This is a genomic window from Streptomyces sp. ACA25, from assembly GCF_028200735.1.
Lineage (GTDB): Bacteria > Actinomycetota > Actinomycetes > Streptomycetales > Streptomycetaceae > Streptomyces.
In genome coordinates this window covers 637,822-658,459 of record NZ_JAQKPV010000001.1, presented here as the reverse complement: position 1 = coordinate 658,459, position 20,638 = coordinate 637,822, and the positions used below count along the sequence as shown (strand labels likewise).

The window sequence follows — 20,638 nt, the reverse complement described above, 5'->3', positions numbered from 1 at the left end:
TGCGCTTGGGCCGGGTGGGTGAGTGCGGTGTGGCGGGTGGGACGGGTGGGGCGATCCGGCGCGTTCCGGGCTCTCCCCGCGTTCCGGCAGGCGGGAGGGCGGGAGAGCGGACGGGCAGGACAGGCGGGTAGGGCGGGACAGCGGACGGGCAGGGCGGACGGGCGGTCGGGGCCGAGGCCCCAGGACTACGGCGGCCCTCCCGGGGGCGGGGCGCGCGCCGGCCCGCCCCGCCCCCGGTGGGCGGGGCGGGGGCCGTCGGCCTGGTTACTCGGAGTCCGGCGCGGACGACTTGGCGGCGCTCGCCTTCGTCGCCCCGGCCGTCGCCTTCTTGGCGGTCGTCTTCTTGGCGGTCGTCTTCTTCGCCGCGGTCTTCTTCGCCGCGGTCTTCTTGGCGGTCGTCTTCTTCGCCGCGGCCTTCTTCGGAGCGGCCTTCTTCGCCGTCTTCTTCTTCACCGGACCCTTGGCACGCTTGTCCGCCAGCAGCTCGAAGCCCCGCTCGGGGGTGATGGTCTCCGGGTCGTCGTCGCGGCGCAGGGTGGCGTTCGTCTCCCCGTCCGTGACGTACGGGCCGAAGCGGCCGTCCTTGACGACCACGGGCTTCTCGGTCTCCGGGTCGACCCCCAGCTCCTTCAGCGGCGGCTTGGCCGCCGCCCGGCCGCGCTTCTTCGGCTGCGCGTAGATCGCCAGCGCCTCGTCCACGGTGACTGTGAAGAGCTGCTCCTCCGACTCCAGGGAGCGGGAGTCCGTGCCCTTCTTCAGGTACGGGCCGTAGCGGCCGTTCTGCGCGGTGATCTCGTCACCGCTCTCCGGGTCCACCCCGACCACCCTCGGCAGGGACAGCAGCCGCAGCGCGTCCCGCAGAGTGACGGTGTCCAGCGACATCGACTGGAACAGCGACCCGGTGCGCGGCTTGACCGCGTTCTTGCCGGTCCGGGGAGTGTCCTCGGGCAGCACCTCGGTGACGTACGGTCCGTAGCGGCCGTCCCGGGCGACGATCGGGCGCCCGGTCACGGGATCCGTGCCGAGCTCGATGTCCCCGCTCGGCTTGGCCAGCAGCTCCTTGGCCAGCTCGACGGTCAGCTCGTCCGGCGGCAGCTGGTCGGGAATGTCGGCGCGCTTCGCCTGCTCACCCTCCTGCTCGGCGGGAGCCTCGACGTACGGGCCGTAGCGGCCCACCCGCAGCATGATCCCCTCGCCGATGGGGAATGAGGAGATCTCCCGGGCATCGATCGCACCCAGGTCGTTGACCAGGTCCTTCAGCCCGCCGACGTGACCGCCGTCGCCGTTCCCGGCGTCCGCGGCGGCGTGGCCGGGGCCGTCGCCGCCCTCGCCGAAGTAGAAGCGGCGCAGCCACGGCACGGACTCCGCCTCACCGGCGGCGATGCGGTCGAGGTCGTCCTCCATCCGCGCGGTGAAGTCGTAGTCCACGAGCCGCCCGAAGTGCTGCTCGAGGAGATTGACGACGGCGAAGGACAGGAAGGACGGGACCAGCGCCGTGCCCTTCTTGAAGACGTAGCCGCGGTCCAGGATGGTGCTGATGATCGAGGCGTAGGTGGAGGGGCGCCCGATCTCCCGCTCCTCCAGCTCCTTGACCAGGGTGGCCTCGGTGTAGCGGGCCGGCGGCTTGGTGGCGTGGCCGTCGACGGACATCCCCCGGGCGCCCAGCGCGTCGCCCTCGCTGACCTGCGGCAGGCGCCGCTCCCGGTCGTCGAGCTCGGCGTTGGGGTCGTCGGAGCCCTCGACGTACGCCTTCAGGAAGCCGTGGAAGGTGATGATCTTCCCGGAGGTGCTGAACTCGCAGTCCCGGCCGTCGGCGGCCCGGCCCCCCACCTTCACGGTGACGGACTGGCCGACCGCGTCCTTCATCTGGGAGGCGACCGTGCGCTTCCAGATCAGCTCGTACAGCCGGAACTGCTCGCCGCGCAGGCCGGTCTCGGCCGGGGTGCGGAAGCGCTCCCCGGAGGGACGGATCGCCTCGTGCGCCTCCTGGGCGTTCTTCACCTTGCTGGCGTAGGAGCGGGGCTTGTCGGGCAGGTAGTCGGCGCCGTAGAGCTGGGTGACCTGGGACCGGGCGGCGGCCACCGCGGTGTCGGACAGGGTGGTGGAGTCCGTCCGCATGTAGGTGATGAAGCCGTTCTCGTACAGCCGCTGGGCCACCTGCATGGCGATCTTCGCGCCCATGCCGAGCTTGCGGGACGCCTCCTGCTGCAGGGTGGTGGTGCGGAACGGCGCGTAGGGCGAGCGACGGTAGGGCTTGGACTCGACCGAGCGGACGGCGAACTGCGTGTGCTCCAGGCCGGCGGCCAGTGCGCGGGCGCCCGCCTCGTCGAGGTGCCGCACCTGGCCGGGGTTCTTCAGCCGGCCGTCCGGACCGAAGTCGCGGCCCTGGGCGACGCGCAGGCCGTCGATTCCGGCCAGCCGCGCAGTGAACGTCTCGGGGTCGGAGCCCCGGGCGAAGGTGCCGGTGAGGTCCCAGTACTCGGCGGAGCGGAAAGCGACGCGCTCGCGCTCCCGCTCGACGACGAGACGGGTGGCCACCGACTGCACCCGGCCGGCCGACAGCCGCGGCATGACCTTCTTCCACAGCACCGGGGAAACCTCGAAGCCGTAGAGCCGGTCGAGGATGCGCCGGGTTTCCTGTGCGTCGACCAGCCGCTGGTTCAGCTCGCGGGGGTTGGCCACCGCTGCCGCGATGGCATCGCTGGTGATCTCGTGGAAAACCATCCGGCGGACCGGAACCTTGGGCTTGAGCACCTCCTGGAGGTGCCAGGCGATGGCCTCGCCCTCACGGTCCTCATCCGTGGCGAGGTAGAGCTCATCGGATTCAGCCAGCAACTGCTTGAGCTTCCTGACCTGGTCCTTCTTGTCGCTGTTGACCACGTAGAGCGGCTGGAAGCCCTCGTCGACGTTGACTCCGAGCCGTGCCCACGGCTGCCCCTTGTACTTGGTGGGCACCTCCGCGGCGTTGCTGGGCAGGTCACGGATGTGCCCGACGCTGGCCTCGACCACATAGCCGGGACCGAGGTATCCCTTGATCGTCTTCGCCTTGGCCGGCGACTCGACGATCACAAGTCGGCGTCCGCTGTTCGCGGTCTCGCTGGTCGGGGACAACTTCTCGCTCTTCTCTCCGGTGATTGTCTCGGCATTTTTCACGGTGGTCCGGTGGTGCGGAGTGTGACGCTACCTCCCGCCTCCGTGTCAAGCGGCAATGCCGGGCGCCGCTTCCGACGGTAACCCGCCGACCGCCGTTCCCGCCGCCGGATACCACTGGCAGGATGGCGGTGAGCCGGCGCGGCACCCGGCCCCGGCCGGGCGGCAGGCCCAGCTCACGCCGCTCCGGCCGGCTCCGCGCACCGGCTCACCGCTCAGGGGGAAAATCATGTCCGACGACCACACGTACCCCAACCAGCCGCACGATGATCAGCGGGGATGGGACGGTGCGCCGTACGGCACGTACTACGGCCCGCAGCCGGGATACGGCTATCCCCCGCCGGGCATGTACCGCGTCGACCCGCACGCGCCCTACGGGTACGACCCGTACGGACGGGTGTACTCCGCCAAAACGAAGCTCGTCGCCGGGCTCCTGCAGATCTTCGTCGGCACCTTCGGCACCGGCCGCTGGTACACCGGGCACTACGGACTGGCCGTCGCCCAGCTCCTCACCTGCGGCGGGTTCTTCATCTGGGCGCTGATCGACGGCATCTACCTGCTGGCCAAGGAAGGCATCACCGACTCCGACGGCCGGGTGCTGCGCACCAGCTGAGGCTGCGCGGCACCAGGAGCGAGCGACCACGGCGCGGAGGCCACGATGAGCACGTCACCAAGAACCGCACCGGGGCCCGTCGGCCGGCTCCGCAACCGGCTGTCGCACCCGGCCGTGGCCCCGCTGACCGCGCTGGCCGGGGGCCTGGCGGCAGCCGCCTACCTGCGGAGCACCAACCCGCACGAGCCGGGGCAGCTCCTGCCGCGCTGCCCCTTCAACTGGCTGACCGGCCTGCTGTGCCCGGCCTGCGGCGGCACCCGGATGGCCTACGACCTGCTGCACGGTGACGTCGCCGCGGCCTTCCAGGACAACGCGGTCCTGCTGCTCCTCGGCGTCCCGCTGGCTGCCTGGATGGTGGGCCGCTGGCTCTACGAAGGGCTGCGGGGCCGCCGTTACCGGCCGGTGCTCAGCTCACGGGGAAACGCGGTGGTGCTCGGTGTGGCGGTGGTGTGGATGCTGGCCCGCAACCTGACGGGTTGACAGATTTTTGTCCGGCCGCGCCACAGCCCCGCACGGCCGGGGCTCAGTCCACGGCGTTCAGGAAGCCCTGTTCGACGAGGCCGCGCAGCAGCTCGGGGGTCCGGTCGCGCAGCACCACCGCGTCCTCGCCGAGGAGCTGGGCGATCGCGTCGATGATCGTCCCGGCCCGGAGCGTCCCGTCGCAGCTTCCCGCCAGGCCCGCGCCGACGGTGTCCAGCGTGGTGGCGCGCATCATGCCGTGCCGGCGGCGCAGCACCACATGTTCGGGGTCCTCGGCCCCCGGGCGTCCGATCTGCTCCTGGATGACGTCTTCCGCCAGGGTGTAGCGGCACTCCAGCAGGGCCGCGTCATCGTGCGTGCGCAGGAAGTCCTGGCGGACGAAGTGCGCCCGGATCTCCGGGCCGAGCGGCTGTTCGACGGCGTGCGGCCAGTCCTCGATGATGACGGACGGCCGCGCTGCGCCGGACCTGCGCAGCGAGATCCAGCCGAAGCCGACGGCGCGGGTGCCGCGCTCGGCGAACGCGTCCAGCCACTCCTCGTACCGGGCGGCGTAGGCAGCCGGGTCCCCGCGGTGCTCACCGGCGTCGCGCAGCCACAGCTCGGTGTACTGGCTGACGTCCTGCTGCTCACGCTGCACGATCCAGGCGTCGCAGCCCGGGGGGATCCAGCCTGCCAGCCGGTCCCGCCAGTCCTCGCCCTCCAGGTGTTCCCAGTTCGCCAGCAGCTGGCAGTGTCCGCCCTCGGCGAGCAGCTCGCCGGACTGCCGCACGAGGGTGCGGCAGAGCTCGTCGCCGGTCATGCCGCCGTCCCGGTAGGTCAGCCGGTCCTCGGGGGACGGCAGCGGGGAGATCACGAACGGCGGGTTCGACACGATCAGGTCGAACGGCCCGTCGTCGGCCACGGGTTCGAACAGCGAGCCCTGACGGAGGTCGGCCTCAGGGGCGCCGGAGAGCGCGAGGGTGAGACGTGCCATCCGCAGCGCGCGGGGATTGAGGTCGGTGGCGGTCACCCGGGTGGCGTGCAGGGAGGCGTGCAGGGCCTGGATCCCGGAGCCGGTGCCCACGTCGAGGGCGCGGGCCACCGGCTCCCGGACGGTCAGCTGGGCGAGGGTGGTGGAGGCACCGCCGACTCCGAGCACGACGTCCCCGCGGGTCTCCCCGGTGGTGCGGATTCCGGCCGCGCCGCCGACCGCGCAGCCCGGGTCGGAGACGATCCACCAGTCCTGGCCGTCGGGGCCGGAGAAGGGGCGTACGTCCACGGCCGCCCGCAGCCGGTGCCCGTCGCGCACCAGCCAGCCGTCGGCCAGGGCGGGCTCCATCGGCAGCGCGGCCTTCGCCTGCTCGGGCGTGACGTCCTGCTGGAGCAGGAACAGCCGGGTCAAGGTGGCCAGGGGGCCGTCCTGACGGGTGGCGCGCAGGGCGGGCACGCTCTCGCTTCTGGCCAGGGCGGCGTAGGCGGAGGCACCGAGCAGCTCCAGCAGCCCGTCGGCGGTGAAGGAGGCAGCGAGCAGGGCGTCCCGCAGGCGTGCCGTGTCCGGACCGGGGGAAGGCAGATCAGCGATACTCACGTCTTCATTGTGACGGGCGTTCGGCAGTCCGTTCGTCAGCCGGCGCGGCCGCTGCCCTCGTCGTCGTCCTCGGCGGCGTCGTCACGGGAGGTGTCCGCGCCCGCGTCGTCGGTACGGTCCTCCGCGTCCTCGCCCCCGGCGTCCTCGCCGTCCTCGTTCCCGGCGTCCTCGTTCCCGGCGTCGTCACCGTCCCCTTCGCCGTTGCCGTCCCCGGGGACGACCGGCGCACCCTGGCACCCCTCCTGCTCCGCCATGGCGCTGCCCAGCTCGCCGGACTGCAGCCGGCTCAGCGCCTCGTCGCCGGTCTGGCTCAACTCCTCCAGCCGTCCGACCATGTCGCGCAGCCCGTCGGCGAACTCCCCCCGGTCGGAGGTGTCCAGCCCGTCGCTGGCCTCCTTGATACCCGCGTACGCCTCGGAGGTGCCGTTGAGTTCGGCGACGGCGTCCTCCCGCAGCTGCTCCCCGTCCTCCACGGGCGGGTCACCCGCCTCGTCAACGGCGGTGGCCAGGCCCGCGAAAGCATCGGAGAGATCCTGGTAGGCGGACGAGTAGACCTCCTGCACCTCAGCCGGCTCGTCCTCCCCCTCGCTGGCTTCCGCGATGGCCGCGTTGGCGGCCTGGATCTTCTGCACCTCCGGCTGCATACCGTCACAGACGTCCTCGGCCCACGCCTCGGTCCGCGCGCCGTTCTCGCCGGAGCAGCCGGCCAGGGTCAGGGCCAGCACCGCGCATCCGGACCATGCCATCGCGAGCTTCTTGTTCACCGTTTCTGGTCCCTTCGTGCCACCGGGGGGCGGGTCGCGTGCCGCCCCGGCCACCGGATGCGCGGCGGACTGCGCTGCTGTGCGAATCGCCCCCGTGCGGGAACCTACACCGGACGGCGGGCGGCGTGCACAAGGCACACCGCCCGCCGTCCTTCCGCCCGGCACACCGTGCCGGTCAGCGGAGCCGCGGTCAGGACCGGTTCGCGGCCCCGGCCGGTGAGTCGTCCCGCTCGGGGGCCGGCCCTTCGGCTTCGGTGTCGGAGTCGTCCACCGCGATGCCGCGCCGCTTGGAGGCGTACACCGCGCCGATGATGACAGCCAGGGCGAGCCCGGCGATCAGGGCGCGCAGCCCGGCGCTGGCGTCGTCACCGTAGGACAGTGTGACCACCGCCGGGGCGATGAGCAGCGCCACCAGGTTCATGACCTTCAGCAGCGGGTTGATGGACGGACCCGCGGTGTCCTTGAACGGGTCACCCACGGTGTCGCCGATGACGGTCGCCTCATGCGCGGGGCTTCCCTTGCCCCCGTGATGGCCGTCCTCGACGAGCTTCTTGGCGTTGTCCCAGGCGCCGCCGGAGTTGGCGAGGAACACGGCCATGAGGATGCCCGCGCTGATCGCCCCCGCCAGGTAGGCGCCGAGGGCGCCGACGCCCAGGCTGAAGCCGACGGCGATGGGCGCCATCACGGCGAGCAGGCCGGGGGTGGCCAGCTCCCGCAGCGAATCCTTGGTGCAGATGTCGACGACCCGGCCGTACTCGGGCTTCTCCGTGTAGTCCATGATCCCGGGACGCTCCCGGAACTGGCGGCGCACCTCGTAGACCACCGACCCGGCGGAGCGGGAAACGGCGTTGACGGCGAGTCCGGAGAACAGGAAGACCACCGAGGCACCGATGATCAGACCGAACAGGTTGTTCGGCTGCGAGATGTCCATCGACAGGGTGACGATGTCGGCCTCCACCAGCCGGACGTCCGCCACCGCTTCGGTGATGGCGTCCCGGTACGCGCCGAAGAGCGCGGCGGCGGCGAGCACCGCGGTGGAGATGGCGATGCCCTTGGTCACGGCCTTGGTGGTGTTGCCGACCGCGTCGAGGTCGGTGAGCACCTGCGCGCCCGCGCCCTCGACGTCACCGGACATCTCGGCGATGCCCTGGGCGTTGTCGGCCACCGGCCCGAAGGTGTCCATGGCGACGATGACGCCCACGGTGGTGAGCAGACCGGTGCCGGCCAGGGCCACCGCGAACAGCGCCAGCATGATGGTGCTGCCCGCCAGCAGGAAGGCCGCGTAGAGGCTGAGGCCCACCAGCAGGGCGGTGTAGACGGCGGACTCCATGCCGAGCGAGAAGCCGGACAGCACCACGGTGGCCGGTCCGGTGCGGGAGGTTTTCCCGATGTCCCGCACGGGCTTGCGACTCGGCTCGGTGAAGTAGCCGGTGAGCTGCTGGATCAGGGCGGCGAGCACAATGCCGATGGAGACGGCGATCAGTGCGAACAGCCGGGGGTCGCCGTCGTGGCCGAGGATCTCCGCACTCGCGCCCGTCAGGTCGGCGAAGCTGTTCGGCAGGGAAACGAAGGCGGCGACCGCGACCAGCACCACGGAGATGCCCGCGGAGATGAAGAACCCGCGGTTGATGGCCGTCATGCTGTTGCGGTCGGTGCGCCGGGGAGCCACCACGAAAATGCCGATCATGGCGGTGATCACGCCGATGGCGGGCACGATGAGCGGGAAGGCCAGGCCGGCGTTGCCGAATGCGACCGCACCGAGGATCAGGCTCGCGACCAGCACCACGGCGTAGGACTCGAACAGGTCCGCGGCCATGCCGGCGCAGTCGCCCACGTTGTCACCGACATTGTCGGCGATGGTGGCGGCGTTGCGCGGATCGTCCTCGGGGATGCCTTTCTCGACCTTGCCGACGAGGTCGGCACCGACGTCCGCGGCCTTGGTGAAGATGCCGCCGCCGACCCGCATGAACATGGCCAGCAGTGCGGCGCCCAGACCGAAGCCCTCCAGCACCTTGGGCGCGTCGGCGGCATAGACGAGGACCACGCAGGAGGCACCGAGCAGGCCGAGGCCGACCGTGCACATCCCGACCACGCCGCCCGTGCGGAAGGCGATCTTCATGGCCTGGTGCCGGACGGTGATGACGTCCTTGGTGGCCCCGCCCTCGGTGGACGCCGAGGGATTGGCCTCCCGGGCGGCTGCCGCCACCCGGACGTTGGCGCGGACCGCGAGCCACATTCCGATGTAGCCGGTGGCCGCGGAGAACAGCGCGCCGATCACGAAGAACAGCGAGCGGCCGATGCGTTGATTCCAGTCGTCCGCCGGCAACAGAAGGAGCAGGAAGAAAACAATGACGGCAAAGATGCTGAGCGTGCGCAACTGACGGGCGAGGTAGGCGTTGGCGCCCTCCTGCACCGCCGCCGCGATTTTCTTCATACTGTCAGTGCCCTCGCCGGCAGCCAGGACTTGCTTGGCCAGCACGACGGCGAGCGCCAGGGCCGAAGCAGCGATGACCGCGATCACGAGGACCACGATGCGGTTGCCACTCGTGAGCTCGGCGGCTAGCTCGATGGCGTGCGGATGGTCCCCAAGAGGGGTGTACGGCCCCACCATTCGTCCTCCTTGACGCTCAGGCTGATCCGAAACGGATGTGGCCGGAGTGTAGAGAGGCGCACCGGAGGAAAACAGGGGCCAGGAAGGGTAATTCACCGGCACTGATGAAGATTACCGCCGTTCGGCGGAGTTATATGATCTTCGATTGAAGATCATATCCCGGTGATTTCCCTGATCAGGGGACAGAACCCACTCCATCGGAGGGGGTCAGGACACGATGGCCGGAACAGCCGGCCACGTCATCCGGATCAAGCCACCGTGCTCGTCCGCCGTGACGTCGACATCGTCGACCAGCCCGCTGATGACGGCGAGGCCGAGCTCGTCCGCGCTGTCGGCCGCGGAACCGTCCCGGGGGGTGGGCACGGTGTGCGGCGCGTCGTCACCGACCTCGATGGTGAAAGTCTTCTCCCCCTCGGTCAGCGACACCCGCACCGGGGTTTCCAGACCGTGGAGGGCATGCAGCCCGACGGCTCTGCTGCACGCCTCGCCGACGGCGAGACGCAACTCGTCGAGCACCGACTCGTCCACTCCCGCCCGCCTGGCGACGGCCGCGGCCACCAGCCTGGCGGTCCGCACATGCTCCGGCGACGCGCTGAAGCGAAGTTCGACGGTGGCCATGCCATCCCCTTGGTCGTACCGAGACGCCGCACCCGGTCGCCGCCGGCTGTGCCGGCCGGGCGACCGGGGACGGTGGCTCTCATGTCCTGATGGTCGGATGAGTCGGTCGGACGCTTCAGTCCGTGGCCGCGACGGCCTCGTCCACCGAGTCATGGATCGGGAACACCTTCGTCAGACCCGTGATCCGGAAAATCTTGAGGATGCGCTCCTGGTTGCAGACCAGGCGCAGCGAACCCTCCTGGGCCCGCACCCGCTTGAGACCACCCACCAGGACTCCCAGACCGGTCGAGTCGAGGAAGTCGACACGCTCCATGTCCACCACCAGGTGGTGGTTGCCGTCGTTGACCAGCTCCACCAGCTGTTCACGCAACTTCGGCGCGGTATACACATCAATCTCGCCGCCTACCTCGACGACCGTTCGGTCGCCGACGGTACGGGTCGACAGGGACAGGTCCACGGATCCTCCAGCACCTAACTCATGAGCGGTCGCCCCCTGAACACCCCACCGGAGGCAGGGGACGGATCGGCAGCCGCCTGGGCATTCAATCACTTACTCACTGCCCAGCACGATGCCTTACAGCCATTGTGCCCCCGGCCAGTGACACACTCGCTGGTGATGCCCCCCGAACCAGCCCTCCCGGACTCCGGCGCGTCACCCGCTCGCGACTCCCCACGTGCCCTGTTGCGGCACCTGGGAAACACCGGGGACCGCGCGGACCGGCTGACCCACACGGAACACCTGCCCGCCCGCCCCGGCCGCACCGCCGCCTGGCCGGAAGAACTGCGGGCGGAAGTGGTGGCTGCTTTCGGTGCCGCCGGAATCGAGCTGCCCTGGGAGCACCAGGCCCGAACCGCCGCCGCCGCGCTGCGCGGCGAGTCGGTGGTGGTCGCCACCGGCACCGCCTCCGGCAAGTCCCTCGCCTACCTGGCACCGGTGTGCAGCGCCCTGCTCGACGGCTCCGCGGCCCCGAACGGGCGCGGCACCACCGCCCTCTACCTGGCCCCCACCAAGGCACTGGCAGCAGACCAGCGACGCGCCGTACGGCAGCTCACCGGACCGCTGGGCCACGCCGTGCGCCCGGCCACCTACGACGGGGACACACCGGCCGAGGCCCGGCGCTGGGCCCGGGACCACGCCAACCTGCTGCTCACCAACCCCGACATGCTGCACCGCAGCCTGCTCCCCGGGCACCGCGGCTGGTCCTCCTTCCTGCGCGCCCTGCGGTACGTCGTCATCGACGAGTGCCACGTCTACCGCGGGGTCTTCGGCTCCCACGTGGCGCAGGTGCTGCGCCGGCTGCGGCGGGTCTGCGCCCACTACGGCGCGCAGCCGGTGTTCCTGCTCGCCTCGGCGACCGTCGCCGACCCTGGCGCGTCCGGAGCCCGCCTCACCGGCGTCGAACTCACCGAGGTGACCGAGGACACCTCGCCACGCGGGGAGCTGGTCTTCGCCCTGTGGGAGCCCCCGCTCACCGAGCCCTCCGAACCGGCCGGCGGGACCGGAACGGCCGACGGGGCCGACGGAGCCGCGGGGGCCGACCGTCCCCTAGGGGAGAACGGCGCCCCGGTCCGCCGCTCGGCCGCCGCGGAGACCGCCGAGCTGCTGACCGACCTGGCCGTGCAGGGGGTGCGCACGGTCGCTTTCGTCCGCTCCCGGCGCGGCGCCGAACTCGTCTCGGTCATCGCCCAGGACCGGCTGGCGGCCGTCGACCGATCCCTCTCCGGCCGGGTGGCCGCCTACCGCGGCGGCTACCTCCCGGAGGAACGCCGCGCTCTGGAACGCGCCCTCCACAGCGGAGCACTGCTCGGTCTCGCCGCGACCTCCGCGCTGGAACTCGGCGTGGACATCGCCGGGCTGGACGCGGTACTGCTGGCCGGCTACCCCGGCACCCGGGCATCCCTGTGGCAGCAGGCCGGGCGAGCCGGGCGCCGACGGCAGGGGGCCCTTGCCGTACTGATCGCCCGCGACGACCCGCTCGACACCTACCTCGTGCACCACCCCGAGGCCCTCTTCCGGCAACCGGTGGAGGCCACCGTCCTCGACCCCGGCAACCCCTACGTGCTCGCGCCGCACCTGTGCGCGGCCGCCGCCGAGCTCCCGCTCACCGAGGCCGACCTGACCCTCTTCGACCCCGCCGCGGCCGGGCTGCTCCCGAAGCTCGAGGCCCGGGGGCTGCTGCGCAGCCGGGGCAGCGGCTGGTACTGGACACGCCGCGAGCGCCCGGCCGCGCTCGTGGACATCCGGGGGCAGGGCGGGGATCCCGTCCAGGTGGTCGAGGCGGACACCGGGCGGCTGCTCGGCACCGTCGACGCGGCGGCGGCGCACAGCGCCGTCCACGAGGGCGCCGTCCACCTGCACCAGGGCCGCAGCTACGTCGTCCGGGAACTGGACCTCAACGAGTCGGTGGCCCTGGTCGACGAGGGGAACCCGCCCTGGACCACCTGGGCCCGGGACGTCACCCGGATCTCGGTGCTGGACTCCGGGACCGAGATCCCGTGGGGAGCGGCCCGGCTGTGCCTCGGCGACGTCGAGGTCACCCACCAGGTCGTCTCGTACCTGCGGCGCAGAATCCTCACCGGCGAGGTGCTCGGGGAGACCCGGCTGGACCTCCCGCCCCGGACGCTCCGCACCCGGGCCGTGTGGTGGACGGTGACCGAGGACCAGCTGGACGCCGCCCGGATCACCCCGGCCATCCTGGCCGGGGCCCTGCACGCAGCCGAGCACGCCTCGATCGGCATGCTGCCGCTGTTCGCCACCTGCGACCGCTGGGACATCGGAGGCGTCTCCACCGCGCTCCACCCCGACACCCTGCTGCCCACGGTCTTCGTCCACGACGGCCACCCGGGCGGTGCCGGCTTCGCCGAACGGGCCTTCCACACCGCCCGGTCCTGGCTGACCGCCACCCGGGACGCCATCGCGGCCTGCGAATGCGACAGCGGCTGCCCGTCCTGCGTCCAGTCCCCCAAATGCGGCAACGGCAACGAACCCCTGCACAAACGCGGCGCCGTCCGGCTGCTCACCGAACTGCTGCGGCAGGCGGACCCGCCCGCGAACGCACCCGCACCCGGTACGGACCCGCCCTCACCTCCGCAGTGAGATCAACCACCTCCCCCCACGCCCCGTCCACCGCGCAGCGCACCACGCGGGCGCCCTGTGCCCCGGCCACCTCGCCGGCCAGAGCGCAGGCCCGCTCCGGCCCGGCCAGCGCCCGGTCGGCGCCGGCCAGTGCGGCCAGGTCCGCGGCGCCCGCCGCCCGGTGCCGGACCTCCACCACCTGGGCCAGCGCCAGCACCGCCAGGCAGGCCAGGCTGATCAGCGCCGAGCAGGCCACCGCCCACACGGTCGCGGAGCCCCGGTCGTCCCGGCGCGGGCCCTCACTGGGGCTCCGCATGCGCCACCGCCCCCGCTGCCACCCGCACCCGCAGCGGACCGGGACCCGGGGCACGGGCTGCCACCTCGACCCGGTGCAGTGAGCCGTCCCGGGAGACCCGGACTTCGGCCCCGGCCGGGGCCGAAGTCCGGGCCACCGCAAGGACGGTGTCGGCCGGTTCCCCCCGGGCCACGGCCCGGGCTCCGGCGCGCGCCGCGTCACCGCACTGGAGCTGGGCGGCCAGGGCCGCCGGCCCCCACAGCAGCATGGCGACCAGCAGCACGAGCGCGGGCACCACGCAGGCGGCCTCCGCGGTGACATAGCCGCGGTCGTCACAGCTCGGCATTGAGGGCCCGCTCGACCAGCGCCTGCAGAGCACCGGTCACGGCCCCGGAGGTGACGACCTGGTAGAGCACGGCTGCCAGAGCCGCCGCGGCGAGAGTCCCCACCGCGTACTCGGCGGTGCTCATCCCCGCATCGCCCCGGTGTGCCGCCCGGAGCCGCAGGGCGGTGAGCCGGCCGAGCCCGCGGGCCGGGCGGCCGAGGGCCCGCAGGGACCACCGCGGCTGCCAGGAGCGGGGGACGCGGCCCCGCAGGTTCCGCAAGGAGCGGATGGCACCATCCCGCAGGAACCGCAGGGGGCGGACAGCGCGGTCTCGCGAGGAGCGGGGAACCCGGGCCGCCGCACGCGGGCCCGGCGGGAGGTGGTGGGGGACGTGGACGAGGCGGCGGCTTGGCACGGAGAACCTCCAGCAGTGCGGGGTGGGGTGGGTACGGCACGGGTGCCGGTTCGGAACAAACGGGGACGCGGGAAACGGAACCGTGCGGGGCAGCGGGAGCCGGTGGCCGGGAGCACGGTTGCCGGGGGTCCGGTGACCGGAAGGCCGGTGACCGGAAGGCCGTCGGCCGGGCGGCTCACCACAGGGTGCGCAGCAGGCCGATGACCACCGGGGCGACGCCGATGAGCAGGAACGCCGGCAGGAAACACAGGCCGAGCGGGCCGGTGATGTGGACGGCAGCCCTCCGGGTGCGGATGACGGTGTCCCGGGTGCGGCGGGCACGGAACTCGGTGGCTTCCCGGCCGATCGCAGTGCCGGCCGGGACGCCGCTGGTGTCGGCGAGCTCCAGACTGCGGGCCAGCCCGGCGGCCCCCGGAAGCGCGCCGAGCCGGCCCCAGGCTGCTGACGGCTCGGCGCCCAGGCGCAGCTCCGTCACGGCCCGGCGCAGCCCTTCGGCGAGCGGCCCGTCGAGCGAGCCGCCGACGGCCGCCGCGGCCGCGGCAGGGGAGGCGCCGGTGGCCAGGCAGGCGGCAAGCAGCTCCGCCACCACGGGGAGCCGGCCGTCCGCGGCTTCCGCTTTCCGGGTGCGCGGCCACCGGATCGGGCGGGCCACGGCCGGGGACGGTCCGGGGCGGAGCCGGGTCAGCCGCCCGCGCACCCGGTGGTCGTGACGGGCGGCGGCGGCCGGCGCCAGCAGGAAGCCGGCCGCGAGGAGGACGAGGGCCACGGTCATGCGGCTGCCCGTTCGGCGGAGCGGACGATCGCCGCCACCCAGGCGAGCCCAGCCCATTCCAGGAGGGCGCCACCCACCAGGCAGGCCAGTCCGGCCGGGGAGTGCAGCAGGACCACCAGGGGCTGCACGCCCATGGCCGACCCGAGCAGCAGTCCGAACACCGGCAGTGCGGCGAGCACCAGGGCGGTGGCCCGGGGGCCGGAGAGCTGGGCCCGCAGTTCCTCCCGCTGATCACGTTCGGCACGCAGCGAGTCGGCGACCCGGTCCAGGCCGGAGGCGAGCGAGGCGCCGCCGTCGACGGCGACCTGCCAGCAGGCGGCCACCGCCCGCAGCCCTTCGGCACCGGGCTGTCCGGCGGCCTGCCGTAGCGCGGCCGGGACGTCTCCGCCGTACCGGGCGGCGGCCGTCACGGCGGCGGCGGGCGCACCGAGGTGTCTCGGGCCGGCGGCGCGCAGGGCCTGTTCGGGCTGCCGGCCGGCCCGTACCTCACCCGCCACCGCCGCGCAGAACCCGATCACGGCGTCCGCCCGCCGCGCGGCGTCCCGGGAGCCGCACCTGCCGCGCCACCAGCGCGCGGCGAGCGGTGCCAGCAGCGCGGCGGCGGCCAGCGGCAGCAGCGACCGGCCCCAGAGGGCCACCACCCCGCCGGCGGCCAGGCAGCACAGGACACTGGTGAGGGTCCCGTCTGCGCGTGAGGGCAGGCGGAGCCGCCGCCGTCCGGGTGCGGCGCCCGGCGGGAGCAGCCTGGCGGCGGGCGCGCCCGTACGTCCGCCGGTCAGCAGCCAAGCGGCTCCTCCGGCGGACAGTGCCGCCGCGCACGGGAGAAGCTGCGCTGCGGGCCCGGTCACAGCGCCGCGCCGTTCCGGGCGCAGAGCGCCGCCAGGCGCGGCCAGCCGGGCTCCCGGACGAATCCCTCGGCTGACCAGCGGGCCGCCGGGAGGGTGGTCACCAGACCGGTGTCGTCGCGGTCCAGGACGTGGATCTCGGCGATCCGCCGCCGGCCGGTGGCACGGTCCCGGACGAGGTGCACGACCAGGGACAGGGCCGCCGCCAGCTGGCTGTGCAGGGCGGCCCGGGGAAGCCCGGCGGTGCTTCCGAGCGCTTCCAGCCGGGCGGGCACATCGGCCGCAGCGTTGGCATGCAGGGTCCCACAGCCGCCGTCGTGGCCCGTGTTGAGGGCCGCCAGCAGCTCGGACGCCTCGGCGCCCCGCACCTCGCCGACCACCAGGCGGTCCGGCCGCATCCGCAGGGCCTGGCGCACCAGCTCCCGCAGGCCGATCCGTCCCGCACCCTCCTGGTTGGCGGGCCTGGCTTCCAGCCGCACCACGTGAGGATGGCCGGGCCGCAGCTCCGCGGAGTCCTCGACGAGCACGATCCGCTCCCCCGGCCCCACGAGCCCCAGCAGCGCTGCCAGGAGGGTGCTCTTCCCGGAGCCGGTGCCGCCGGTGACCAGGTAGGACAGCCGGGCCTCGAGCACGGCTCGCAGCAGCCGTTCGCCGCCCGGCGGGATCGTACCCGCCGCGGTGAGCTCCGCGAGGCTGAACGCCCGTGGCCGCACCACTCGCAGGGACAGGTACGGGTGGCCGACGGCCAGGGGCGGGAGTACCGCGTGCAGCCGGGTGCCGTCGGGCAGCCGGGCGTCCACCCAGGGGCGCGCGTCGTCCAGCCGCCGGCCCGCGGCCGAGGCCAGCCGCTGTGCGAGCCGGCGCAGGGCGGCCGCGTCGGAGAACCGCACGTCGGTCCGGCAGACCCCGGCCCCGCGGTCCACCCAGACCTCGTCGGGGCCGTTGACGAGTACGTCGGTGACGTCCGGGTCGGCGAGCAGTGGCTGCAGCGGCCCCGCGCCGACCAGTTCGGAGCGCAGGGCCCGCACCACGGACAGCACGGCGCTGTCCCCGAGGAGCCTGCCCTGTTCGCGCAGGGCCTCGGCGACCCGGGCGGGCGTGGGCTCGGCACCTTCCTCGGCCAGCCGCAGCCGGACGCTGTCGAGCAGGTCAGGAAGAGTCGCCGGAGTTTCCGGGGCAGGCGTGCGCGGGACGGAAGTGCGCGGGGAGGTAGTGCGGGCGGTGTTGGCGGACACGGGGGTCATGCGGCCACTCCCCGGCCCGGCAGCGCCCGGTGCAGCAGGGCGGAACAGAACTCCGCCAGCGGGCCGGAAGGGTCGGCGCCGGGTGGTTCCCCGGTGTCGGCAGCCGCAGGGAGGCCAGGCTCATCGGGCAGCTCCCCGGCGAGCGGCAGCCCCAGCAGCCGGCCGATCGCCTCGCCGTCCAGCGCCCCGCTGCCGGGTCCCCGGGCCACAACCCGGAGGTCACGGAGGAGAGCACCGGAGCTCTCCACGACCCGCCGCGCCGCGGCAACCGCCCGCAGCTCGGCCGGCACGACCAGCAGGCCGAGGTCGACGTGCGCCAGGGCCTCGGCGGAGGCCTCGCCCAGGGTGCGGGGGAGGTCGAGGACGACCGCACCGCCGCGGCGCCGGGCCGCGGCCAGTACGGACCGCATCGCGTCCCGGGGAAGCGGTACGGCACCGGCCGCGTCGCCCCGGTCCCAGCTGAGCAGGCTCAGCCGGCGCAGTCGCGGCAGCGACTCCTCCAGGGCGGCGGCGGGCAGGCGGCCCCGGGAGGAGGCGAACGCGGGCCAGCGCAGCCCCGGCGTGCGCTCGGCGCCGAGCAGCACGTCGAGACCGCCGCCGAGCGGGTCGCTGTCGATGAGCATCGTCCGCTGTCCGTCCCGGGCCGCGGTGACCGCGAGCGCGCAGGCCAGGGTGGAGGCACCGGCGCCGCCCCGGCCGCCGAGCACGCCGAGGGTCAGCGCCGGCCCGCCCCCGTCCTCCGCGGAGTCCGCGATGCGATCCGCCAGCCATGCCTCGTCGCCCGGCAGCTGAAGCACCTGCTCGGCCCCCAGCGCCACACCGCGGGCCCAGATCGAGTGGTCGTCGGGATCCCGCCCGACAAGCAGCACTCCGGCCCTGCGGTCCGGTGGCCGGCCGGTCTGCTGCCGGGCGGCCCAGTCGTCGCCGGCGAGCACCAGGGGTGCCCGCTGCCACTGCTCGGAGTCGACCGGAGTGCCGTGCAGCACCTCGGTTTGGGCTCCGGCCGCGGCGCAGAGCCGCAGCAGGTCGTCGAGCAGCTCTTCGTCCTCAGTGAGGATCAGGACGGATTCCGCCATGCGTGCCGTCTCCCTTCGCGATGCGCACTCCGTGACGGAAGTGCGTCGGACAGCGACGGGATTCACTGTGGCGCTTGCCGGAATTCCCTGGTGATCACTGGGGAAATCTGTGGACAGGCCGGCGGCTGGGGAAAAGTCGTTCACTCCGACGGGTGAGTTGCGGGCATGCGACGGCCGGGAAGTGGCCGTCAGGTGAACGGCGGGGAGGGACCGGCGGGGGGCCGGGGAAGGCCGGCAGGGCCGGGCACGGGGAGGCCCCGGGGGCCGGCGCGGGGCAGGGAGGCCGGCACGGGAGGGTCGGAGGCCCGAGGGTGCCGGGCAGCAGAACGCTGTCCGGATCCGGACATGCGACGACCCCCGCCGGGGGGGAGAGCGGGGGTCGTCTACCTCGGCCCGACTCGGGGGGGGAGGAGCCGGACCGGGGTGAGCACGGTCGCGAACGATCCGTGACTTCCATGGTGTACCCGAGAGCCTTCTCAGGCAAACCCACGCGCCAAGCCTACGCCGAATGGCGGCCGTTTATGCTCGGTGCGTGGAAATACTGCCGCCGCCGCGTACCGCCGCCTTCTTCGACCTGGACAAAACGGTCATCGCCAAGTCGAGCACGCTCACCTTCGGCAGATCGTTCTACCAGGGCGGTCTCATGAACCGCCGGGCCGTGCTGCGCGCCGCCTACGCGCAGTTCGTTTACCTGGTCGGAGGGACCGATCACGACCAGACCGAACGGATGCGGAAGTATCTGTCCGACTTGTGCCGGGGCTGGAACGTCCAGCAGGTCAAGGAGATCGTGGCGGAGACGATCCATGACGTGATCGACCCGATCATCTATGACGAAGCGGCCTCGCTGATCGAGCAGCACCACGCGGCGGGCCGCGATGTGGTCATCGTCAGCACCTCGGGCGCCGAGGTCGTGGAGCCGATCGGGGAACTGCTGGGCGCGGACCGGGTGGTGGCCACCCGCATGGTGGTCACGGAGGGCCGCTACACCGGCGAGATCGAGTACTACGCCTACGGCCCGGCGAAGGCGGAGGCGATCGCCCGGCTGGCCGAGTCCGAGGGATACGACCTCGAGCGCTGCTACGCCTACAGCGACTCCGTGACCGATGTGCCGATGCTGGAGGCCGTGGGGTATCCGCACACGGTGAATCCGGACCGCGGGCTGCGCCGGGAGGCCGCGGCCCGGCAATGGCCGGTACTCACCTTCAGCCGTCCGGTCCGGCTGAAGCAGCGGGTCGCCGCGCTGCCGCCCCGCCCGGCGATCGCCGCCGGCGCGGCCGTGCTCGCGGCGGTCTGCGCCGCGAGCCTGGTCTGGTACGCCAGCAGGCGCCGGAGCAGCACTGCCCGTCCGCGGCTTCCCTGAACAGCCGGGCGAGGGGCCGTGCATGGGTCGGGACGCAGGGCATGGCGCGGGCGGACGGGGGCGCGCGGCGGGGCGTAAGTAAAATCTCCGGGCTCCGCTTCCCCTTTGCCGAAGGCAGGAGTACAAAGGAGGTGAAGGCCCGCGAGACCAACGGAATCGAAGAAGGATTCCGCACAACGGCCCACGGACCTCACACATGAATACCGGGCACCCACGCGTAGCAGACCCGCGATAGGGCCGGCCGCACCAGGGAGCGGGCGAGAAGACCCCGCCCTGATCGGCTAATTTGTGCACGCCTGATAACCCGGTGGACATGTCGGGCGGTGGCGCAGCCTCGAGCGGCGCCACCGCTGCGTGTGCGCCGCCGATACCCGGCGCCCTCCCCGCAACCCGCCCCCGTGCGGCTCCGCTCCCCGGTCCGGGCGCCCGCTACGGTCCGGTCTCCGCCAGGGTCCGGCCGGATACGGGCACCGGGTTCAGGCTGCTCCTCGCTGCAGGGCCTCGCATACCGCCACCGACTCCCGGGCGCCGAGCTCCACGGCCTGCCCGCAATGAGTGAGCCAGGCAGCCATCCCGTCCGCCGTGCCGGAGGCGTAGCCCGCCAGGGCCCGCAGGTAGGCATCCCGCCCCAGCTCGGCGTGGCCGACCTCGGCCGGGGCGACGGCCTTGGGGTCCAGGCCGCTGTTGATGAGAACGATGCGCTCGGCCGTGCGGGCCACCAGACCGTTGTGCGAGCCGAACGGCCGCAGCGCCAGCAGCTCCCCGTGCACCACTGCCGCGTTCACCAGCGCGGGCGCCTGCGACCCTGCAACGATCAGCCGGCTGAGGCCGTCCAGCCGGACCGCCACCTCCTCCGCGCCGGGGAGCGGGAGGGAGGAGGGGACATCGAAGGGCTCGGTCACCGGCTCACCCGCCAGCCGGGGACGGCCGACGGTGTCCTCGGGTACCGCCCCGCCTGCCGCGACCAGGTGCAGCCGGGCGAGCACCCGCAGCGGGGAGTTCCGCCAGATGTCCAGCAGCTGGCCGGCCTCGGCGGTGAGGCGCAGCGCCGCCCCGACCGTGCGGGCCTCGTCGTCGGATCCGAAGTCACTGCGTCTGCGTACTTCTTCCAGTGCCCAGTCGGCGCCGGCCAGGGCGGCGGAGGCGCGGGCGCCGCGCAGGGCCGCCTCGCCGGTGATCTCGGAACTGCGGCGGCGCATCACCCGGTGCCCGTAGGCCCGGTCCACCGCTTTGCGGACGGCGTCCACCGCCTCGGTCACCCCGGGCAGGGCGGCGAGCGGGGCAAGCGGATCGGAAGGGCCGGAGGGACCGGCCGACGGGTTCGCCTTCATGAGTGCGCAGCCTAAGCCCGCAGGGGTGCCGGGCAGACGTCCACCTTCGAGTGGTCTTCTTCACGCCGTGCGACTCCGGCGGTCGGCTCGCCCTAC

18 protein-coding genes are annotated in these 20,638 nt (G+C 73.2%); 4 read left to right on the top strand and 14 right to left on the bottom strand.

What is annotated here, in order from left to right:
- Positions 1-264: 264 nt before the first annotated feature.
- A complete protein-coding gene (gene topA / locus PJ985_RS03010; protein WP_271681892.1) occupies positions 265-3,111 on the bottom strand; it encodes a type I DNA topoisomerase in 2,847 nt (948 codons plus the stop codon).
- A gap of 268 nt (positions 3,112-3,379) precedes the next feature.
- Here topA and PJ985_RS03005 point away from each other — a divergent pair, with 268 nt between their 5' ends.
- Positions 3,380-3,763, top strand: a complete 384-nt coding sequence (locus PJ985_RS03005) for a TM2 domain-containing protein (RefSeq protein ID WP_271681891.1) — start codon at positions 3,380-3,382, stop codon at positions 3,761-3,763.
- 45 nt (positions 3,764-3,808) lie between these two features.
- A complete protein-coding gene (locus tag PJ985_RS03000; protein WP_271681890.1) occupies positions 3,809-4,243 on the top strand; it encodes a DUF2752 domain-containing protein in 435 nt (144 codons plus the stop codon).
- A 43-nt stretch (positions 4,244-4,286) separates the two neighbouring features.
- Here PJ985_RS03000 and PJ985_RS02995 read toward each other — a convergent pair whose 3' ends face one another.
- The 5 genes from PJ985_RS02995 to bldG all read right to left on the bottom strand — a co-directional run bounded on the left by PJ985_RS02995 (position 4,287) and on the right by bldG (position 10,260).
- Positions 4,287-5,810: a DUF7059 domain-containing protein gene (locus PJ985_RS02995; RefSeq protein WP_271681889.1), complete on the bottom strand. Its 1,524-nt coding sequence runs from the start codon at positions 5,808-5,810 to the stop codon at positions 4,287-4,289.
- A gap of 35 nt (positions 5,811-5,845) precedes the next feature.
- Complete coding sequence (locus PJ985_RS02990; RefSeq protein WP_271681888.1) at positions 5,846-6,556, bottom strand: small secreted protein; 711 nt, start codon at positions 6,554-6,556, stop codon at positions 5,846-5,848.
- A 208-nt stretch (positions 6,557-6,764) separates the two neighbouring features.
- On the bottom strand, positions 6,765-9,185 hold the full coding sequence (locus PJ985_RS02985; RefSeq protein WP_271681887.1) for a sodium-translocating pyrophosphatase: 2,421 nt from the start codon (positions 9,183-9,185) through the stop codon (positions 6,765-6,767).
- Between the two features lie 207 nt (positions 9,186-9,392).
- Positions 9,393-9,803, bottom strand: coding sequence for an ATP-binding protein (locus PJ985_RS02980; RefSeq protein ID WP_271681886.1), 411 nt, complete (start codon positions 9,801-9,803; stop codon positions 9,393-9,395).
- Between the two features lie 115 nt (positions 9,804-9,918).
- Positions 9,919-10,260, bottom strand: a complete 342-nt coding sequence (gene bldG / locus PJ985_RS02975) for an anti-sigma factor antagonist BldG (RefSeq protein ID WP_271681885.1) — start codon at positions 10,258-10,260, stop codon at positions 9,919-9,921.
- Between the two features lie 21 nt (positions 10,261-10,281).
- On the opposite strand from bldG, the gene PJ985_RS02970 reads away from it, so the two are divergent.
- Positions 10,282-12,900: a DEAD/DEAH box helicase gene (locus PJ985_RS02970; protein ID WP_271681884.1), complete on the top strand. Its 2,619-nt coding sequence runs from the start codon at positions 10,282-10,284 to the stop codon at positions 12,898-12,900.
- Here PJ985_RS02970 and PJ985_RS02965 read toward each other — a convergent pair.
- The 7 genes from PJ985_RS02965 to ssd form a co-directional block, all read right to left on the bottom strand.
- Entirely contained in the window at positions 12,821-13,195 is a 375-nt protein-coding gene (locus PJ985_RS02965; RefSeq protein WP_271681883.1) for an Rv3654c family TadE-like protein, read from the bottom strand. The genes PJ985_RS02970 and PJ985_RS02965 overlap by 80 nt on opposite strands.
- The gene (locus PJ985_RS02960; protein ID WP_271681882.1) at positions 13,179-13,520 is read right to left on the bottom strand and encodes a TadE family type IV pilus minor pilin; all 342 of its coding nucleotides are present in this window, start codon (positions 13,518-13,520) and stop codon (positions 13,179-13,181) included. The genes PJ985_RS02965 and PJ985_RS02960 overlap by 17 nt, the downstream gene beginning before the upstream one ends.
- On the bottom strand, positions 13,507-13,728 hold the full coding sequence (locus tag PJ985_RS02955) for a DUF4244 domain-containing protein (protein ID WP_333909825.1): 222 nt from the start codon (positions 13,726-13,728) through the stop codon (positions 13,507-13,509). The genes PJ985_RS02960 and PJ985_RS02955 overlap by 14 nt, the downstream gene beginning before the upstream one ends.
- Before the next feature lie 361 nt (positions 13,729-14,089).
- On the bottom strand, positions 14,090-14,686 hold the full coding sequence (locus tag PJ985_RS02950) for a type II secretion system F family protein (RefSeq protein ID WP_271681881.1): 597 nt from the start codon (positions 14,684-14,686) through the stop codon (positions 14,090-14,092).
- Positions 14,683-15,534 carry a type II secretion system F family protein gene (locus PJ985_RS02945; RefSeq protein WP_271681880.1) on the bottom strand — a complete coding sequence of 284 codons (852 nt, stop codon included), beginning with the start codon at positions 15,532-15,534 and terminating at the stop codon, positions 14,683-14,685. Before PJ985_RS02945 ends, PJ985_RS02950 begins: the two co-directional genes overlap by 4 nt.
- Entirely contained in the window at positions 15,531-16,775 is a 1,245-nt protein-coding gene (locus PJ985_RS02940) for a TadA family conjugal transfer-associated ATPase (protein WP_271681879.1), read from the bottom strand. Before PJ985_RS02940 ends, PJ985_RS02945 begins: the two co-directional genes overlap by 4 nt.
- The gene (gene ssd / locus PJ985_RS02935; RefSeq protein WP_271681878.1) at positions 16,772-17,851 is read right to left on the bottom strand and encodes a septum site-determining protein Ssd; all 1,080 of its coding nucleotides are present in this window, start codon (positions 17,849-17,851) and stop codon (positions 16,772-16,774) included. Before ssd ends, PJ985_RS02940 begins: the two co-directional genes overlap by 4 nt.
- Before the next feature lie 532 nt (positions 17,852-18,383).
- Between ssd and PJ985_RS02930 the strand changes: the two genes are divergently transcribed.
- The gene (locus PJ985_RS02930; protein WP_271681877.1) at positions 18,384-19,211 is read left to right on the top strand and encodes an HAD family hydrolase; all 828 of its coding nucleotides are present in this window, start codon (positions 18,384-18,386) and stop codon (positions 19,209-19,211) included.
- Positions 19,212-19,687: 476 nt separating this feature from the next.
- On the opposite strand, the gene PJ985_RS02925 is transcribed toward PJ985_RS02930, so the two are convergent.
- Positions 19,688-20,542, bottom strand: coding sequence for an oxidoreductase (locus tag PJ985_RS02925; protein ID WP_271681876.1), 855 nt, complete (start codon positions 20,540-20,542; stop codon positions 19,688-19,690).
- Between the last annotated feature and the right edge of the window lie 96 nt (positions 20,543-20,638).

Coding starts and splice junctions, on each gene's coding strand:
- PJ985_RS03005 (WP_271681891.1), top strand. CDS start 3,380: ATGTCCGACGACCACACGTACCCCAACCAGCCGCACGATGATCAGCGG.
- PJ985_RS03000 (WP_271681890.1), top strand. CDS start 3,809: ATGAGCACGTCACCAAGAACCGCACCGGGGCCCGTCGGCCGGCTCCGC.
- PJ985_RS02990 (WP_271681888.1), bottom strand. CDS start 6,556: ATGGCATGGTCCGGATGCGCGGTGCTGGCCCTGACCCTGGCCGGCTGC.
- PJ985_RS02985 (WP_271681887.1), bottom strand. CDS start 9,185: ATGGTGGGGCCGTACACCCCTCTTGGGGACCATCCGCACGCCATCGAG.
- PJ985_RS02980 (WP_271681886.1), bottom strand. CDS start 9,803: ATGGCCACCGTCGAACTTCGCTTCAGCGCGTCGCCGGAGCATGTGCGG.
- PJ985_RS02970 (WP_271681884.1), top strand. CDS start 10,282: ATGAGCGGTCGCCCCCTGAACACCCCACCGGAGGCAGGGGACGGATCG.
- PJ985_RS02965 (WP_271681883.1), bottom strand. CDS start 13,195: ATGCGGAGCCCCAGTGAGGGCCCGCGCCGGGACGACCGGGGCTCCGCG.
- PJ985_RS02960 (WP_271681882.1), bottom strand. CDS start 13,520: ATGCCGAGCTGTGACGACCGCGGCTATGTCACCGCGGAGGCCGCCTGC.
- PJ985_RS02950 (WP_271681881.1), bottom strand. CDS start 14,686: ATGACCGTGGCCCTCGTCCTCCTCGCGGCCGGCTTCCTGCTGGCGCCG.
- PJ985_RS02940 (WP_271681879.1), bottom strand. CDS start 16,775: ATGACCCCCGTGTCCGCCAACACCGCCCGCACTACCTCCCCGCGCACT.
- ssd (WP_271681878.1), bottom strand. CDS start 17,851: ATGGCGGAATCCGTCCTGATCCTCACTGAGGACGAAGAGCTGCTCGAC.
- PJ985_RS02925 (WP_271681876.1), bottom strand. CDS start 20,542: ATGAAGGCGAACCCGTCGGCCGGTCCCTCCGGCCCTTCCGATCCGCTT.